The following is a 17,047-nucleotide window of genomic DNA, read 5'->3' as shown; positions in this document are numbered from 1 at the left end:
GGGCGCCATCATAGCGCCCGATTGAGGTGTCCAAAATCATTAGGCCAGTTCACATGCCCACCCTGTTCGTCGATACCCAAGCGCCGCTCGATGTTTTGTATGACGCGGCCAGCTATCGAATTCGCGCTGTAACCCAAGTGCTTGAGAACCTGTCGATGCGGGGGTCGATCGAGTGCGAATCCTTCATTCTCAGTGACTTTGCTTTGCTTTGCGCCATCCCGCTTCGCGATGGCTGTGATGTGCTGGATGTGGTTGGGCGGCGGTTGAGGGTGAGGCCTTCGGAGTAGTTTCCGTGGCTTTCCCAGATGCCATTCAGTTAAGCAATTTTGTCTGAGGCGCACGTTTTGTAGCAGCTGGCGCAGCCTGCGTTCGGCTGCGCAGCAGTCGTAAAATCAGCGCTCGCGGTGTTTCAGTGCAGGGTTTACGACTGCTGCGCAGCCGAACGCAGGCTTCGCCAGCTGCTACAGGGCTGCTTCGCAACTCGGCGGGGGCAAGTGCTCTTGGCGCAAGAGTAAGATCAAAAGATCGTCCGAAGGCTGCGATATTTGTGAACGGCAATCACCGATGCCCGGCCATCAATACCTCTTCAGAAGCGGGCACCGCCAAACTATCAATCACATGCACGCTAGCTCCCGGAACATTCTTCGCGTGATGCTTGGCCTGCGAGGCCATCTCCGCGAGCTGGCTCGCGTCGAGCAGTCCACAGGCCTGTGGATGCAAATGCACCACGCCAATCGACAGCGACAACAAGGGGAATTCCTGGCGCACACCCTGGCGATTCGGCGCGATGAAGCAGCCGGCTTCCAGGTGTTCACTGCGATAAAAGCGTCGGCATTGGCTCTGGAAGTCGTCCAGCAACTGGTTCAAGCGTTTGTGCCAGTCTTCCGGGCCGAGCACCAGCAGGAAGTCATCGCCGCCAATATGGCCGACGAAGTCGCGGGATGGATCGACGCGGTCATTCAGACATTGCGCCAGACACAGCAGGACTTCATCCCCACGGCCGTAGCCGTAGATATCGTTGAAGGGTTTGAAACTGTCGATGTCCACGTAACAGATCACCGATTCCCGTTGCTGTTGCAGCAGTCGCGTCAGGCATTGCTGGATCGGCACGTTACCGGGAAGCAGGGTCAGCGGGTTGGCGTAACGGGCCTGCTGGATCTTCAATTCAGTAATCAGCTTGAGCACATCAATGACCCGACCCAATCCCAGATAACCACCATTGAGGGTGATGATGAAGTCTTCCTCGATGCACTGTCGAGCGCGACTGGTGATGAGGCGGCTGACCTGTTGCAGCGATTGACTCAGTTCGACAGCAAGAAAGTCATCGTTCATCAACCGGCTGATGGGTTTGCGGGCGAACAAGTCGGTTGCAAATGGCTTCAGCAGGGCGTCAGAGAGCGAATGCCGATGGACGATGCCGCAAGGATGGCCTTGCTCGTCAAGCACCGCCAGTGAGTTCAGGTTGGCCTGACGGCGGAAGGCTTCCAGCACCGTGGCGGTCGGAGTATCGCGAGGCACCGCCGGTTGGTCGTTGAGCAGTGCGCTCAGGTCGCTGCCTTCCTCGTTCAGCGCTACAGCGGTGCTGTCGTGTTTGGGCATCAGGTTTCGGGCATCCCTGGGCGGATGCTCTTGGGGCCGACAGAGCAAATAGCCCTGGACCAGATCGACGCCCATATCGGTCAGCACCGTGAGCTCTTCTGGCAACTCGATGCCTTCGGCGATTACTTGCGCACGAGAGGCTTTGGCAATTTGCAGGATCGAGCCGACGAACTCACGCTTGAGGGCATCCTGGTGAATACCGTCGATGAAGTGCCGGTCGATCTTCACATAGTCCGGCCGCAATTCGGACCAGAGTCGCAGGCTCGAATAACCTGCGCCCAGATCATCCAGTGCAATGGAAAACCCCATCGCTCGATAATGATGCAGTGCATTTTGCAGCAACTGGAAATCATCGGTCGGGGTCTGTTCGGTGAGTTCGATCACCACCTGGCTAGGCGGTATGCCGAAATCCTGCAGCAGTTGCAGGGTGCGACCGGGTTGGTGACTGGCTTCAAGCAGCGATTCCGGGGAGACGTTAAGAAACAGTTTGCCGGGCAGTTGCTGCTCACTGAAGCGCCGGCAAGCACTTTCGCGACAGGCAATTTCCAGCTCACTGAGACGTCCCGCCTGACGGGCCACAGCGAACAGCGCGATAGGGGAGTGCAGCGGACTGTTGGACGGGCCGCGACTGAGGGCTTCGTAGCCGACGATGCGTCTTTCAGAGAGGGAAATGATCGGCTGGAACAGGCTGTGCAAGCCGCTTTGAGCCAATATGGAACTCAAGGCACTCAGCTGTTCTGTCGTGGTCATGGCTTTCTCTGGCGATAAAAAAAGGACTGGGAGCAAAAAGCTCCCAGTCCTTTATTTCACGACAGAATGATGACTGTTTGATGACGCTCCGGGGAGCGTCAGCATTAAATTGCCATCACCTTGCTTGTAACAACTTAGTGCTTGGCTACCGCGGAGTTGAGTTTCAGGTAGTCCAACAGAATCCGGCCCGTTTCGCTCAGGTAGGCGTCGTCTTCTGGCTTGGTCTTGTCCGGCTCGGCCGCGATGGCGTCTTCGTCTTCTTTCTTCAGCTCTTTGAGCGGTTCTTCACCCTTGGCCTTGCGACGGATATTCTCCATGACCAATTGCTTGGCTTCGATGTCGGCATGCTGCGCACGACGATCCGCTTCGTTGAGGCTGACGGTTTTTTCTTCCATCAGTTTCTGGGCCAGCGCCAGCTTATCGCGGATGAACACGAACTCGGCGTCCTTGGCTGAACGGGCGTCATGCTCGGACTTGAGTTGGGCGATATAGGGCTTGAACGGATCGACCGTCGGCTTGATGGCCGGTTTGATGGTGTCCCATGGCATGGCTTCCGGCAGGGCGCTTTCGCCGATTTCCTTGGTGTCGATGATTGACGGGTAGTCGATGTCCGGCAATACGCCCTGATGCTGGGTGCTCTGGCCGGAAACCCGGTAGAACTTGGCCAGGGTCAGTTTTAGTTCGCCATGGTTCAGCGGCTGAATGGTCTGTACGGTGCCTTTACCGAAGGTCTGGCCGCCAATGATCAACGCGCGGTGGTAGTCCTGCATGGCGCCGGCAAAAATCTCCGAAGCCGAGGCGGACAAGCGGTTGACCAGCAACGCCATCGGGCCTTTATAGAACGCACCCGGGTTTTCATCTTCCAGTACATCGACGCGGCCATCGGCGTTACGCACGAGCACGGTCGGCCCTTTGTCGATGAACAGGCTGGTTAGCTCGGTGGCTTCCTGCAAGGAGCCGCCGCCGTTGTTGCGCAGGTCGATGACCACGCCGTCGACCTTGTCTTTTTGCAACTCTGTCAGCAGTTTCTTGACGTCGCGAGTGGTGCTCTTGTAGTCCGGATCACCGGCACGGAAGGCCTTGAAGTCCAGGTAGAAGGCCGGGATCTCGATGACGCCGAGTTTGTAGTCCTTGCCGTCCTGTTTCAGGTTGAGGACCGACTTCTTCACCGCCTGGTCTTCAAGTTTCACTGCTTCACGGGTGATCGGGACGATCTTGGTGGTCTGATCGTTCGGCGCATTGCTGGCCGGGATCACTTCCAGGCGCACCACGGTGCCTTTCGGACCACGGATCAGCTTGACCACTTCGTCCAGGCGCCAGCCGACCACGTCGACCATCTCTTTGTTGCCCTGGGCAACGCCGATGATCTTGTCGGCCGGTGCGACCTGCTTGGTCTTGTCGGCAGGGCCTGCCGGCACCAGACGCACGACTTTCACCTGGTCGTTATCGCTCTGCAACACGGCGCCGATGCCCTCGAGGGACAGGCTCATGTTGATGTCGAAGTTTTCCGCATTATCCGGAGACAGATAGTTGGTGTGCGGGTCGTAGGACATCGCGAAGGTGTTGATGTACGCCTGGAAGATGTCTTCCGGACGGGTCTGGTCCAGACGCGTCAGCTGATTTTTGTAACGCTTGGTCAGCGTTTCCTGAATCTGCTTGGAATCTTTGCCGGCGATTTTCATCCGCAGGACTTCGTCCTTGACGCGTTTGCGCCACAGGTCGTCCAGTTCGGCGGTGGACTTGAGCCAAGGAGCGTCCTTGCGATCGATCAGCAAGTTTTCCTTGGTGGTGAAGTCCATCTTGTCGACGCCCTTGTTCAGCTCCGCAAGGGCGAAGTCCAGACGCGCTTTGACGCGGTCCAGGTAGCGCTTGTAAATGGTAAACCCGGCGTTCAGGTCGCCACTTTTGAGGAAATCGTCGAACTGGGTTTTCCACTTGTCGAATTCGGCAATGTCGCTGGCCATGAAGTAACTTCGCGACGGATCCAGCAACTTGAGGTAGCTGTCGTAGATGATCACCGAGCGCGCGTCATCAAGTGGCGGCTTGCTGTAGTGATGGCGCTTGAGCAACTCGACGACGTTCAGACTGGCGATCACTTCGTCACGATCAGGCTGAAGCTTGTCCCAGCTATTGGCTGCGAACGTATTGCTCGACATCGGCATCAGGCCGATACCAATGAAAAGGGCGAGAGCAGTGCTTGGGAACAGATGCTTCATGCTGATTCGACGCGGGGACAATTGATAACGCATATTAGGCCGTCTTTGAAGTCGCCGGTACCACAAGGGCCGGTCGCATAATGCAAAAAGCCCGGTGCTATAGCTTCGGGCTCAGTCCAGACTCACTATGGAGGCACTGTGAAAGCATTGCAAGGCGTTGACGGTCAAGTGGCGTGGGTTGAAGAGCCGAGTCCTGCGTGTGATGTAGGGCAAGTTCGTATCCAGGTGGCGGTAGCAGGACTCAATCGCGCCGATTTGTTACAGAGGACAGGACTTTATCCGCCACCGCCGGGGGCCAGTCAGGTGTTGGGTCTTGAGTGTTCCGGGGTGATCAGCGAGGTGGGTCCGGGCTCGTCCTGGCAGGTCGGTGATCGGGTCTGCGCCTTGCTGGCCGGGGGCGGGATGGCCGAGGAAGTGGTTGTCGACGGACGGCATGTATTGCCGGTTCCCGACGGAATGTCATTGGCCGAGGCGGCAGCGCTTCCGGAAGTGTACGCAACCGTTTGGCTGAATTTGTTTCAACTGGCTGCGCTCAAACCGGGTGAGAAAGTGCTTCTGCACGCCGGAGCAAGTGGAATCGGTTCAGCTGCCATTCAGCTGTGCAAGGCCTTTGGTAACCCGTGCTGGGTCAGCGTCGGTTCCGCCGAACGTCTGGCTTACTGCGAAGCGCTGGGAGCGCAGGGCGGTGCAGTGCGTACCGGGGATCTGGAAAGCTTGAGCGACCTGGGGCCGTTCGATGTGATTCTTGATCCTGTCGGCGGCAACTACGCCACACTGAATCTGAAACTGTTGGCCCGCGATGGTCGTTGGGTATTGATCGGCCTGATGGGGGGGCGTGAGGCGAAGCTGGACCTGGCGCAAGTGCTGGCCAAGCGCGTGCAATTGTTGGGGTCGACCCTGCGCAGCCGCGATGACCAGTTCAAGGCGGATTTGTTCAGCGATCTCAGTCAGCATGTCTGGCCGCTGTTTGCCGAAGGGCGATTGAGCCCGCAACTGGCCAAGACTTTTCCGATCAGGGATGCGGAAGCGGCGTTTGCCGAGTTGGCGACCAATAAGGTGGCGGGGAAGCTGGTGTTGGTGATCGACGAAAGCCTGACCTGAAACTTGTAGGAGCGAGCTTGCTCGCGATGAATGTGAAGGCGGCGCATTTTACCAGGCAGCACGCGTTATCGTTCACGTCCATCGCGAGCAAGCTCGCTCCTACAGGGATCCTGGTTACTTCCAGAGATGGATCGGCCAGCCGGCCTTTTCAGCGTGTTCAAGCAACACCGCATCCGGATTCACCACGTGTGGGAAATCCACCTTCAGCAATAACGGCAAATCATTACGTGAGTCGGAATAAAAACTCGCGCCTTCCAGGTTTTCCTCTTCGGCATCCAGCCATTCCAGCAGGCGTGTGATCTTGCCTTCGCGGTAGGTCAGGGTGCCAACGGTATGGCCGCTATAGACACCATGAGTCACTTCCAGCTCGATGCCGAGAATTTCATCGATGCCCAAGCGGTCGGCGATCGGCCGAACCAGGTGTGTGCCTGACGCCGATATCACCAAAATCCGGTCGCCAGCCTTGCGGTGGGCCGCGATGGCTTTGGTAGCGTCGCTGAAGATGATTGGCTCGATGAAGTCTTCCACCCATGGCCCAACCAAATGGTCGACCTCTTGCGGTGTACGCCCGATCATCGGCTCCAGGCTGAAGGTCATGTAGTCCTCCATGCGCAACTTGCCGTGACTGTAGGCGTCCATCAGTTCGTTGTTTTGCCGCATGAACGACTCGGGATCGACCCAGCCGAGCCGGCCCATCTGTTCGCTCCAGAGGGTGGCGCAGTCGCCGTGGATCAGGGTTTCGTCCAGATCAAAAATTGCCAGGGCCATCAGTGCAGTTCTCTCTTCAACATCAGCAAGGGCATCAGGCTACCTCACAGAGGGCCGATGGATCGATGGAAAGCGCCAGGCGCCGACCATCGGGATGCAGGTCGGCCGCCGAGCGGTTCAGCACATCCACCACCAACTCCACGCCCCGGGTTTCGACCCGGTAGCGAATCACGTTGCCCAGCAGACTGTGACTGCGCACTTGCGCGTCAAGCTCGCCGTTGAGGCTCAGTTCGATGGCTTCCGGGCGAATCGCAATGCGATGGGTAATCGGCCGTTGCAGCAGCCTGGTCGCGCTGTCGGCGTCCAGCAGGTTGTAGTTACCGATGAAGCCGGCGGCAAAAACATCCACTGGTGCGGTGTAAAGGGTTTCGGCATCGCCGCTCTGTACGATCTTTCCCTGATTCATCAGGAAAATCCGGTCAGACATGGTCAGTGCTTCTTCCTGATCGTGTGTGACGAAGATGGTGGTCAGGCCCAGTTCACGCTGGATCTGACGGATCTGGTCGCGCAGGTGCTTACGAATCCGCGCATCGAGGGCCGACAGCGGTTCATCCAGCAGTAAAAGCCGTGGCCGGGTCACTAAAGAGCGCGCGAGCGCGACACGCTGGCATTGGCCGCCGGACAGTTGATGCGGATAGCGAGAAGCAAAGTCGTTGAGTTCCACCAGTTTCAGCACTTCGGCGACGCGCTTTTGGCTGTCGTCGGCGTTGACCTTCTGCATGCGCAATCCGAAGGCGACGTTCTGTTCCACGGTCATGTTCGGGAACAGTGCGTAACTCTGGAAGACCATGCCGATCCCGCGTTTCTGCGGGCTCAGTGGAACGAGGTCGACACCGTCGAGCAGAATATGTCCACCATCCACCGAGGTCAGGCCGGCGATGCAGCGCAGCAGTGTGGATTTACCGCAACCGGACGGGCCAAGGAGGGTGACGAACTCGCCCTTTTTGATCTCGCAGTTGATGTCGCTGAATACCGTGGTGCCCGCGTAATTTTTCTGTAGGTGTTGGACGCTGACATAGCTCATTCGCTTTTGTCCTTGTTCAAGATATTGGCCGCCCAGGTCAGAACCAGCACGAAGAAGAAGTAGGAAATCACCAGCGCACTGGTGAAGTGGCCGCTGCTGTTGCGCATGTTGTTGAGGTAGACCTGCAGGGTTTCGTAGCGCGTTCCGACAAGGATGTTGGCGAATACAAACTCACCGAACAGGAACGAGAACGACAGCAGCAATGCCACCATCAAACCCTTGCGCAGGTTTGGCAGCACCACCAGGAGCGCCGCTTGCCAGGTGCTGGCGCCGAGCAGTTGGGCGGAGTCCATCAGGTCGCGCAGATTGATCGCTTGCAGGTTGTTAGTGATCGCCCGGTACATGAACGGCAGCGCCACGGTGAAGTAGCAACCGATCAGAATCCACGGCGTCCCGACCATCGCGAACGGCCCTGAACCGTAAAGCTGCAACAGGCCTACCGACGACACCACCGGTGGCACCGCAAAGGGCAGCAGGATCAGGATATTCATCAGCGCGTCGAGTTTCGGGAAGTGGTAATGCACCACAAACAGCAGTGGCAAAATCAGTACCACCGACAAAATTAACGAGCCGACGCAGACCAACAGCGACTGCCCGAACGCGTGGAGAAAGCGCGGATCGCTCCACAGCTGGATGTACCATTTCAAGGTAAACCCGCTGGGCAGGATGGTTGCCGACCAACTGCTGGCGATCGAGTAAATCAACGTCCCGGCCAGCGGCAGCAGCAGAATGGCAAACAGCAAATACACCACGACCCGGTGGTAGACACCGACGGGGCCCAGTTCAGCGCGCGACATGGTAGCTCCTCTTCAACAGCAGCTGGTGCACGATGGTCACCAGGGTCATCAACGCCACCAGCACCACGGCCAGGGCACTGGCGAGGTTCGGGTCCAGGGAAATGTCTCCGGACACCATGGCAGCGATGCGGATCGGCAGCACGTTGAAGTTCCCGGTGGTCAGCGCATAGACCGTGGCATAGGCGCCGAGGGCGTTGGCCAGCAGGATCACAAAGGTGCCGAGCAGCGCCGGCGTCAGTACCGGCAAACCGATGTGCCGCCAGAACTGCCAGCCGTTGGCGCCGAGCAGTTCGGCGGACTCGCGCCAGTCCTCACGCAATGCGTCGAAGGCGGGGTAGAGCAGCAGTACGCCAAGGGGTATCTGGAAGTAGGTGTAGAGAATGATCAGCCCGGTTTTCGAGTACAGGTTGAAATCCTGAATGATCCCGGCCTGCTTGAGCATGATAGTGAAGCTGCCATTGAAGCCCAGCAGAATGATGAACGCAAAAGCCAGGGGCACGCCGGCGAAGTTGCTGGTCATGTTGGCGAAGGCGTTGACGAAGTTTCGCAGTTTCGAGTCGACCCGGCGCAGGGAATAGGCGCCGAGTACCGCAATGACGATGCCGAACACGCTGGACCAGAAACTGATCTCGAGGCTGTACTGGATTGCCTGCAAATAGAACTTCGATTTGAATATTTTCGTGAAGTTTTCGATACCCCAGCCAAATTCCTCTGATTGCAGGCTGTTGATCATCACCCAGATCAGTGGGGCGATCTCGAATACGATAAAGAACAGCGCGAAAGGGACCAGGCACAGCGCTGCCAGCCATTTGCTGCGTGTCATAGCGTTCACTTGAGCAGCTCCCGGCAGACAGGCTTGTCGTGGGCCACACCCAGCAGTTCGCAGACGGTGCCGCAGATTTCAGTCTGTTTCGGTGCGGCGCTGGCGTTGAAACTGAAGGCGTCGCCAAGGACAAACAGCGGTACTTCGCGTTCCTCGGGTAGCAGGCCGTTGTGGGAGCGGTCGTTGTTCATGCCGTGGTCGGCGGTCACCAGCACCTGATAGCCGGCGTCGAGCCAGCCTTGCAGGTAATCGGCGAGGATGATGTCGGCCGAGCGGGCGCTGTTACGGTATTGCGGGGTGTCGAGGCCGTGCTTATGCCCTGCATCGTCGATGTTCATCGGATGCACCAGCAGGAAGTTCGGCACATGGCGCAGACGCAGGTTTTCGGCGTCGGCGAACAGGTGCGAATCAGGGTAGTGATCGTTCCAGTAGAAATGCCCGTGTTGGATCGGCAGGTCGGGGTTATCGGTGTGACGGTCCCGGGCGGCCACGAAGGGCGAACGGTTATACAGTTCGCTGACCCAGTGATAGGCCGCGGCGGCGGTTTTCAGGCCGGCATCGGTCGCGTAGTGATAAATGCTGCGTTGGTTGGACAGGCGCGAGACATTGTTGTGAACGATGCCGCTGTCGATCGGCGTGACGCCGGTCAGGATGCATTCGTAAAGCGGACGGGACAGGGCCGGCAATTCGCACTCCAGTTTATAGAGCGCCGCGCGTCCTGCGCCGACGTAAGCCTGCAGGTGCCCCATGGCGTGGCGTGCGACCTCGTAATTGAGGCCGTCGAGCACGACAAGGATGACATTGTGCTTCATAGGGGCAAAGACTCCGCAAAACAGATAGTCGCAATTCACTCGGTCCACTGTGGGAGCGAGCTTGCTCGCGAAGGCGGTATGCCAGTCAACAACAGTGTTGATGGTAAAACCGCTTTCGCGAGCAGGTTCGCTCCCACAGGGATCTCCATTAGCCCTCCGAATGGCGGGCTACAGCATTACTTCATCTCGACGATGACTTCTTCGTTCCACTTCTGCGGCAGGGCCTTGGACGTCTTCTCCCATGCATCAGCGTCCTTGATCGGAGTCACGCCTTTGTACTGCTCGTTAGGCAGCAGCTTGTCCTTGACCTCGGGTGGCAGCGTCAGGTGTTCGGCACGAATCGGACGAGCGTTGCCGCGCGCCAGGTTGATTTGGCCGGCGTCACTGAAGATGTACTCGCGGGTCAGTTTGGCGGCATTCGGGTTCTTGGCGTATTTGTTGATAATGGTGGTGTAGCCGGAAATCACCGAGCCATCGGACGGAATCAACACGGTGTAATCGTCCGGATTTGCCATCTTGGCTTTGTAGCTCAAGCCGTTGAAGTCCCAGACCACACCGACTTCGATCTCACCCTTTTCCATGGTGGCAATCGTCGTGTTGGCCATCGACAAACGGCCTTGTTTGGCGATTTCGGCGAACATCTTCAGGGCGGGGTCAAGGTTTTTCTCGTTGCCACCGTTGGCCAGCGCTGCGGCCAGTACACCATTGGCGGCCTGAGCGGCGGTGCTGACATCACCAATGGAGACTTTGTACTTGCCGTCTTTGAGGTCGGCCCATTTAGTCGGTGCTTCAGAACCGTGCAGCAACTTTTTGTTGACGATGAATGCGATGGTGCCGGTGTAGGCCAGCGCCCAGTTACCGTCCTTATCCTTGGCCCAATCCGGAACTTGCGCCCAGGTGGTTGGCTTGTAGGGTTGCACTACGCCTTGTTTGACTGCGATCGGGCCAAAGGCTGCACCGACATCGCCGATATCAGCGCTGGCATTGTCTTTTTCGGCGGCAAACTTGGCGATTTCCTGTGCCGAGCTCATGTCGGTGTCGATGTGTTGCAGGCCGTAGTTCTTGGCCAGGTCTTCCCAGGTGCCTTTCCAGTTGGCCCAGTCATCGGGCATACCGACGCTGTTGACTGCGCCTTCCGCTTTCGCAGCGGCTTCCAGGGTTTTCAAATCATCAGCCGCCATGGCGGCGGTGCACATGGCGATGGTCGAGCCTAACAGTGATGCCAGGAAAAGCTGTTTCATCCGAAGCTCCTTTGGGCGTTTTCAACGCTGCGATTGCGGTTGTGTTGGTCTAGGTCAGCAATACCTGAGCCAATCTAGGCGGCCTGGATGACATTTTGATGTCGACGACCGGTCTGCCTCTATTTTTTGCGCGGCACTGCTCAGGCTTCTGCATAAGCGTAGACCATGGCTAAAAGGCTGATATAGAAGGACTTGGCCGTGATATTGCAGGTGTCTGGATCAACCGTTCGGCAGCTCTGTCATGTGCCAGTCATGTGCAGTGCCTAGTCTTGCAGGCAGTTGAAGGAGCCGCCTTGATCAGTGGTTCTGCCCCGAAACAGTGCTGGTCTAGTCCAGATAGGTAACGTTGATGCGCATTGAGACAACCAAAGCGGTGACAGCCATCGGGCAGGTTCTTCAGGAACAGCTCGACCACGGCCTGTTGGCGCCTGGCAGCAAGTTACCGGCCGAACGCAAACTCAGTGAGTTGTTCGGTACCACGCGGATCACGGTGCGTGAGGCGTTGTTACAGCTGGAGGCCCAGGGGCAGATTTATCGGGAAGAACGACGTGGCTGGTTCGTATCGCCGCCACGCCTGGCTTATAACCTGATGCAGCGCAGTCACTTTCACGCGATGGTCAGTGCTCAGGGGCGTGTGCCGTCTACCGAGGTGATTTCGGCGCGGTTGCAACCTGCATCGGCGGCGGTCTGCGCCTGGCTGCAGTTGCCTGCGCTGTCGAGCGTGATTCAGATTTGCCGCGCCAGGCGCATTGATGAGCGCCTGGTGTTGTACGTGGAGCACTATTTGAATCCGCAGTTTTTCCCGGGGATTCTGGAGTTTGACTTGAATCAATCGATTACTGAGCTGTATGCACGGCACTACGATTTGCACTATGGACGGGTTCGTTTCGAGATTGTGCCGACGGCGTTGTCGGTGGATGCGGCTGCAGCATTGCGGGTGTCGGTGGGGAGTCCCGGGCTGCGCATTGCTCGGGTCAATTACGATCAGCATGAGCGGCTGATCGATTGTGATTTGGAGTTTTGGCGGCATGATGCGATTCATGTCGGGGTCGATGTGGTCTGAGCGTGGCCGCCGCAGGCTCCGGACCTTGCGTTACCCGAAGCGGTAAATGTCCATGCCCAAGGCACCCAGGGTGAACCCTTGATGGATCACGTTGAAATGTCCTCCGGCACCGCGGGCAAAATACAAAGGCAGCAAATGTTCATCGCTCGGATGATTGCGCGCCGCGTTTGGTGCTTGTTGACGATAGTCGTGTAATGCGGCTTCGTCATTCGCGGCGAGTTTTTCGATCATCCAGTCGCGAAACGCCTTGGCCCACGGTTCGACGCTTTCCGGGCCGGCATGCCAATCCAGTTCGCGCAAATTGTGGGTGATACTACCGGAGCCAATTAATAGCACGCCGTGTTCGCGCAGGCTGGCCAGTGCATGACCGACGCGGGTTTGCAGGGCCGGGCCGCCACGGGTGGGCAGCGAGACTTGCACCACCGGGATATCCGCCAGCGGATACATCAACGACAGTGGGACCCACACGCCATGGTCGAACGGACGATCGGCATCGATGCGCGCCGGCAAACCCTCTATTTTCAATAGTTCGACCACCTCTGCAGCCAATTGTGGATGACCGGGTGCCGGGTATTGCACCTCAAACAACGCCTTTGGGAAACCACCGAAGTCATGCCAGGTATCAGGGTGCGAGTTGCCGCTGACCAGCAATTCATTGCTTTCCCAGTGCGCTGATACAATCACGATGGCTTTGGGCTTCGGCAGCTCGGCGGCCAGGCGCGCGAGGGCGGGTCCACTGGCTCCGGGTTCCAGGGCAAGCATGGGAGAGCCATGAGAGATGTAAAGGCTGGGGAACATGAATAAGCTCCTGGGAGTAAGATGGCACCATCTTTAGCCAGATCATTGATCTAAATCTAATATAAGTTTTAGGGTCTTTTGATCGAATTATCAGGATTAATTATGCAGCCGGAGTTTTGGCACAAGCGATGGGCGTCGAATCAGATCGGCTTCCATCTGCCGGAAGTTAATCCCTATCTGCAACGGTTCTGGCCACAATTGGGCCTGGAAGAGGGCACTCGCGTGCTGGTACCGTTGTGCGGGAAGAGTCTGGATCTATTGTGGCTTGCACGCGAAGGCCATGAAGTATTGGGCATTGAGCTGTCGGAAAAGGCCATCGAGGATTTCTTCAACGAACATCAATTTGATCCTGACGTCAGCGAGCAAGGGCCATTCAAGGTCTATCGCGCGGGTTCGATCGAGTTGTGGTGCGGTGATTTCTTCGAATTGACCGCTGGCGATGTAGCCGATTGCTCAGCCCTGTACGACCGCGCCGCACTGATTGCATTGCCGCCGCCGATGCGTGAGCAATATGCCGCGCACCTGAACCGGATTTTGCCGAAAGAGTCGCTGGGGTTGCTGATTACCCTGGATTACGACCAGGCGCAAATGGACGGGCCGCCGTTTGCCGTATTGGATGACGAAGTGCAGCGGTTGTTTGGGGCGTCGTGGACACTGAAGATTCTGGAAGATCAGGACGTTCTGGGCGAGAGTTGGAAGTTCCTGGAGGCGGGCGTCACGCGGCTGGAAGAGCGGGTGTATCGGGTTTCCAGCCGGTAAGGTGTGTTGAGTTTACTGGCCCCATCGCGAGCAAGCTCGCTCCCACAGTGGACCGAGTCGTTCTGGCCGACACTGTCTAATGTGGGAGCGAGCCTGCTCGCGATGGGGCCAAAATGAGCGTCACAACGTTCAAAAAGACAAAAAAAGGCCCGCATCGCTGCGGGCCTTTTCTTTTAGTGCCGAGCAATCAACCCCGGCGGCGCAGTGCGTCGATGCGCTCTTCCAGCGGCGGGTGGCTCATGAACATGCGGGCGAACCCTTGTTTGATGCCACCGTTGATGCCGAAGGCATTCAGGGTGTCGGGCATGTGCACCGGCAGACCTTGTTCCGCCCGCAGACGTTGCAGGGCACCAATCATCGCGCTGGTGCCGGCCAGGCGCGCACCGGCTTCGTCGGCACGGAACTCGCGTTTGCGCGAAAACCACATGACGATGGCGCTGGCCAGAATACCCAGCACCAGTTCGGCGAAGATAGTCGCCACGTAGTAGGCGATACCCTGGCCCTCTTCGTTCTTGAAGATCACCTTGTCGACAAAGTTGCCGATGATCCGGGCGAAGAACATCACGAAGGTGTTCACCACGCCTTGGATCAGAGCCAGGGTCACCATGTCGCCATTGGCAACGTGACCGATCTCGTGGGCCAGAACGGCTTTCACTTCATCGGGTGAAAAGCGCTCAAGCAAACCCTGGCTGACCGCGACCAGTGCATCGTTCTTGTTCCAGCCCGTGGCGAAGGCGTTCGCCTCGTAGGCCGGGAAAATCCCGACTTCGGGCATCTTGATCCCGGCTTCGCGAGACAATTGCTCGACAGTTTGCAGCAGCCATTGCTCGTGACGCGTGCGCGGCTGGCTGATGATTTGGGTGCTGGTGCTCATCTTCGCCATCCACTTGGAGATGAACAGCGAGAACAGCGAACCGGCAAAACCAAAGACCGCACAGAAAATCAGCAGCTGATTGAGGTTGAGATCAACCCCGTTGGCCGCCATGAACCCGTTGAAGCCGAAAAGGCTCAGGGTGATGCTGGCAATCAGCACGACCGCCAGGTTTGTGGCCAAAAACAGCAGGATGCGCATCATGGTTGTAGAAATCTCCTTGTGCTAAAGATGTTGCGTACTGCGGGGTATATAAGGTGCTGCACCGGGCTATTCAACCGGGTGACTATTTCAAACTGTGTCCTACGGCAACAGTCTAGCTGCTTGCAGGGCATTTCCGACGGCGATGCGGGAAGTGTTTGTCAGCCAAATACCCGCGCAGGCCCCCGTCGTTATTAGGCGCGAGCACGCAATGTGCAATCAGGCAGCGATTGAAGCGGTTATGTTCGGCAGGGCGTAAAGATATGTTGCTGAATGGGTCACCGTGCGACGGCGCAAGCGTCGCACGGTGACCGGCCACTTACTGGCGATAGGACTTCAGGAAGTTACCGATGCGGCCGATGGCCATGTCCAGATCGTCCACGCGCGGCAGGGTCACGACCCGGAAATGGTCCGGCCAAGGCCAATTGAAGGCCGTGCCTTGAACCACCAACAGCTTTTCCGACAGCAACAGGTCGAGTACGAACTTCTCGTCGTTGTGGATCGGGCAGACTTTCGGGTCGATCTTTGGGAATGCATACAGCGCGCCCATTGGCTTGACGCAACTCACGCCCGGGATGTCGTTGAGCAGCTCCCACGTGCGATTGCGCTGCTCCAGCAGACGACCCTGCGGCAAAACCAGGTCATTGATGCTCTGGTAGCCGCCGAGTGCGGTCTGGATGGCGTGCTGGCTCGGCACGTTGGCACACAGGCGCATGTTCGCCAGCATGTCGATACCTTCGATGTAGCTCTGGGCGTGGTGTTTGGGACCTGAAATGGCGATCCAGCCAGAACGGAAACCGGCCACGCGATAAGACTTGGACAGGCCGTTGAAGGTCAGGCACAACAGGTCCGGCGCCAGGGAGGCGGTGCAAATATGCACGGCATCGTCGTACAGAATCTTGTCGTAGATCTCGTCGGAAAAAACCACCAGATTGTGCTGACGGGCCAGTTCCAGCATCCCCAGCAACACTTCTTTCGAATAAACGGCGCCCGTCGGGTTGTTTGGGTTGATGATCACCAGTGCCTTGGTGTTCGGGGTGATCTTGGCCTTGATATCGGCCAGGTCTGGCCACCAGTTGGCCTGCTCGTCACACAGGTAGTGCACTGGATTGCCGCCCGATAGACTGACCGCGGCGGTCCACAGCGGGTAGTCGGGCGCCGGCACCAGCACTTCGTCGCCATTGTTGAGCAGGGCCTGCATCGACATCACGATCAGTTCGGAAACACCGTTACCGAGGTAGATGTCTTCAATGCCGACGCCTTCCACCTGCTTTTGCTGGTAGTACTGCATGACGGCTTTGCGCGCACTGAACAGGCCCTTGGAATCGCTGTAGCCCTGGGCCGTCGGCAGGTTGCGGATCACGTCCTGGAGGATTTCGTCCGGCGCTTCGAAACCAAAAGGCGCCGGGTTGCCGATGTTCAGCTTGAGGATGCGATGGCCTTCCTCTTCCAGGCGTTTGGCGTGCTTGAGCACCGGGCCGCGAATGTCATAGCAGACGTTGGCGAGCTTGTTCGATTTGCTGACCTGCATGGCGATGTGTTCCTGAAAATGAACGATCCAGGCGGCGTATGAACTACCGTACTGGGAATCCTGCGTATTCACACAGGCCTGACGCCTTGGCTTGCCGATCCAAAATCCGTTTGAATGCGCGTGGTGCGGCTGCCAGACTGGCGTTTGACGAGGCGCAATCATACGTGCCGTCCGATCCGTGGAAAAGGTACAGATCGGGCTTTTTCAGCTGCTGAGGTGTGACAATGGAAAAGTTGGAGAAAACCCTGGAGGAATGGCGGGCGATGCTCGACCCGGAGCAGTACAACGTTTGCCGCCTCAAGGGCACCGAGCGGCCGTTCTCGGGTAAATACAACGGCACCAGGACTGACGGTGTTTATCACTGCATCTGCTGCAACGAGCCGCTGTTCGACGCCAAGACCAAATTTGACTCCGGCTGCGGGTGGCCGAGTTTCTATGCGCCGATCGGCGACAGCGCCATGGTCGAGATACGAGACGTGAGCCACGGCATGATCCGCACCGAAGTGGTCTGCGCCAAATGCGATGCGCACCTGGGTCACGTGTTTCCGGACGGTCCGCCGCCGACCGGCCTGCGTTATTGCATCAACTCGGTGTGCCTGGACCTGGTACCGCGCGAGTAATGCGAGCCCTGTAGGAACGAGCTTGCTCGCGAAAGGCGTTAACGATAACGCGTTCTTCCTGAATAAACGCGTT

At 57.8% G+C, this 17,047-nt stretch carries 16 protein-coding genes; 5 read left to right on the top strand and 11 right to left on the bottom strand.

Annotation, left to right across the window (positions count from 1 at the left end; all coding sequences use genetic code 11):
- Nucleotides 1-53: 53 nt before the first annotated feature.
- Nucleotides 54-287, top strand: a complete 234-nt coding sequence (locus tag AC1MDT_RS14460) for a short-chain dehydrogenase (RefSeq protein ID WP_480422670.1) — start codon at nt 54-56, stop codon at nt 285-287.
- Nucleotides 288-558: 271 nt separating this feature from the next.
- Here the strand turns inward: AC1MDT_RS14460 and AC1MDT_RS14455 are convergent, their stop codons facing one another.
- Nucleotides 559-2,349 (bottom strand): bifunctional diguanylate cyclase/phosphodiesterase, encoded by a 1,791-nt coding sequence (locus AC1MDT_RS14455; protein ID WP_480422669.1) that lies wholly within the window; start codon nt 2,347-2,349, stop codon nt 559-561.
- Nucleotides 2,350-2,483: 134 nt separating this feature from the next.
- Nucleotides 2,484-4,565, bottom strand: a complete 2,082-nt coding sequence (locus tag AC1MDT_RS14450) for a carboxy terminal-processing peptidase (protein ID WP_480422667.1) — start codon at nt 4,563-4,565, stop codon at nt 2,484-2,486.
- A 138-nt stretch (nt 4,566-4,703) separates the two neighbouring features.
- Here AC1MDT_RS14450 and AC1MDT_RS14445 point away from each other — a divergent pair, with 138 nt between their 5' ends.
- Nucleotides 4,704-5,666 carry a zinc-binding dehydrogenase gene (locus AC1MDT_RS14445; RefSeq protein ID WP_480422666.1) on the top strand — a complete coding sequence of 321 codons (963 nt, stop codon included), beginning with the start codon at nt 4,704-4,706 and terminating at the stop codon, nt 5,664-5,666.
- Nucleotides 5,667-5,780: 114 nt separating this feature from the next.
- Here AC1MDT_RS14445 and AC1MDT_RS14440 read toward each other — a convergent pair whose 3' ends face one another.
- The 6 genes from AC1MDT_RS14440 to AC1MDT_RS14415 all read right to left on the bottom strand — a co-directional run bounded on the left by AC1MDT_RS14440 (nt 5,781) and on the right by AC1MDT_RS14415 (nt 11,131).
- Complete coding sequence (locus AC1MDT_RS14440) at nt 5,781-6,434, bottom strand: HAD family hydrolase (RefSeq protein ID WP_480422665.1); 654 nt, start codon at nt 6,432-6,434, stop codon at nt 5,781-5,783.
- Nucleotides 6,435-6,468: 34 nt separating this feature from the next.
- Complete coding sequence (locus AC1MDT_RS14435) at nt 6,469-7,458, bottom strand: ABC transporter ATP-binding protein (protein WP_480422664.1); 990 nt, start codon at nt 7,456-7,458, stop codon at nt 6,469-6,471.
- Nucleotides 7,455-8,255: an ABC transporter permease gene (locus AC1MDT_RS14430; RefSeq protein WP_480422663.1), complete on the bottom strand. Its 801-nt coding sequence runs from the start codon at nt 8,253-8,255 to the stop codon at nt 7,455-7,457. The genes AC1MDT_RS14435 and AC1MDT_RS14430 overlap by 4 nt, the downstream gene beginning before the upstream one ends.
- On the bottom strand, nt 8,242-9,078 hold the full coding sequence (locus tag AC1MDT_RS14425; protein WP_480422792.1) for an ABC transporter permease: 837 nt from the start codon (nt 9,076-9,078) through the stop codon (nt 8,242-8,244). The genes AC1MDT_RS14430 and AC1MDT_RS14425 overlap by 14 nt, the downstream gene beginning before the upstream one ends.
- Nucleotides 9,079-9,083: 5 nt before the next feature.
- Nucleotides 9,084-9,890: an alkaline phosphatase family protein gene (locus AC1MDT_RS14420; protein ID WP_480422662.1), complete on the bottom strand. Its 807-nt coding sequence runs from the start codon at nt 9,888-9,890 to the stop codon at nt 9,084-9,086.
- Nucleotides 9,891-10,066: 176 nt separating this feature from the next.
- Entirely contained in the window at nt 10,067-11,131 is a 1,065-nt protein-coding gene (locus AC1MDT_RS14415; protein WP_480422661.1) for an ABC transporter substrate-binding protein, read from the bottom strand.
- Between the two features lie 349 nt (nt 11,132-11,480).
- Here AC1MDT_RS14415 and AC1MDT_RS14410 point away from each other — a divergent pair, with 349 nt between their 5' ends.
- Nucleotides 11,481-12,194: a UTRA domain-containing protein gene (locus tag AC1MDT_RS14410; protein WP_056742457.1), complete on the top strand. Its 714-nt coding sequence runs from the start codon at nt 11,481-11,483 to the stop codon at nt 12,192-12,194.
- Between the two features lie 30 nt (nt 12,195-12,224).
- Here the strand turns inward: AC1MDT_RS14410 and AC1MDT_RS14405 are convergent, their stop codons facing one another.
- The gene (locus tag AC1MDT_RS14405; protein WP_480422660.1) at nt 12,225-12,992 is read right to left on the bottom strand and encodes a DODA-type extradiol aromatic ring-opening family dioxygenase; all 768 of its coding nucleotides are present in this window, start codon (nt 12,990-12,992) and stop codon (nt 12,225-12,227) included.
- A gap of 102 nt (nt 12,993-13,094) precedes the next feature.
- On the opposite strand from AC1MDT_RS14405, the gene AC1MDT_RS14400 reads away from it, so the two are divergent.
- Entirely contained in the window at nt 13,095-13,751 is a 657-nt protein-coding gene (locus AC1MDT_RS14400; RefSeq protein WP_480422659.1) for a thiopurine S-methyltransferase, read from the top strand.
- Nucleotides 13,752-13,938: 187 nt separating this feature from the next.
- Here the strand turns inward: AC1MDT_RS14400 and htpX are convergent, their stop codons facing one another.
- Nucleotides 13,939-14,826: a protease HtpX gene (gene htpX / locus AC1MDT_RS14395; protein ID WP_157711433.1), complete on the bottom strand. Its 888-nt coding sequence runs from the start codon at nt 14,824-14,826 to the stop codon at nt 13,939-13,941.
- Nucleotides 14,827-15,142: 316 nt separating this feature from the next.
- Complete coding sequence (locus AC1MDT_RS14390) at nt 15,143-16,354, bottom strand: pyridoxal phosphate-dependent aminotransferase (protein ID WP_480422791.1); 1,212 nt, start codon at nt 16,352-16,354, stop codon at nt 15,143-15,145.
- A gap of 224 nt (nt 16,355-16,578) precedes the next feature.
- Between AC1MDT_RS14390 and msrB the strand changes: the two genes are divergently transcribed.
- Nucleotides 16,579-16,974 (top strand): peptide-methionine (R)-S-oxide reductase MsrB, encoded by a 396-nt coding sequence (gene msrB, locus AC1MDT_RS14385; RefSeq protein ID WP_480422658.1) that lies wholly within the window; start codon nt 16,579-16,581, stop codon nt 16,972-16,974.
- Nucleotides 16,975-17,047: the final 73 nt, after the last annotated feature.

The organism is Pseudomonas sp. ASL7 (genome assembly GCF_056680375.1).
Note: the sequence above shows the minus strand (reverse complement) of the source record. Positions and strands in the feature narration are given on the sequence as shown.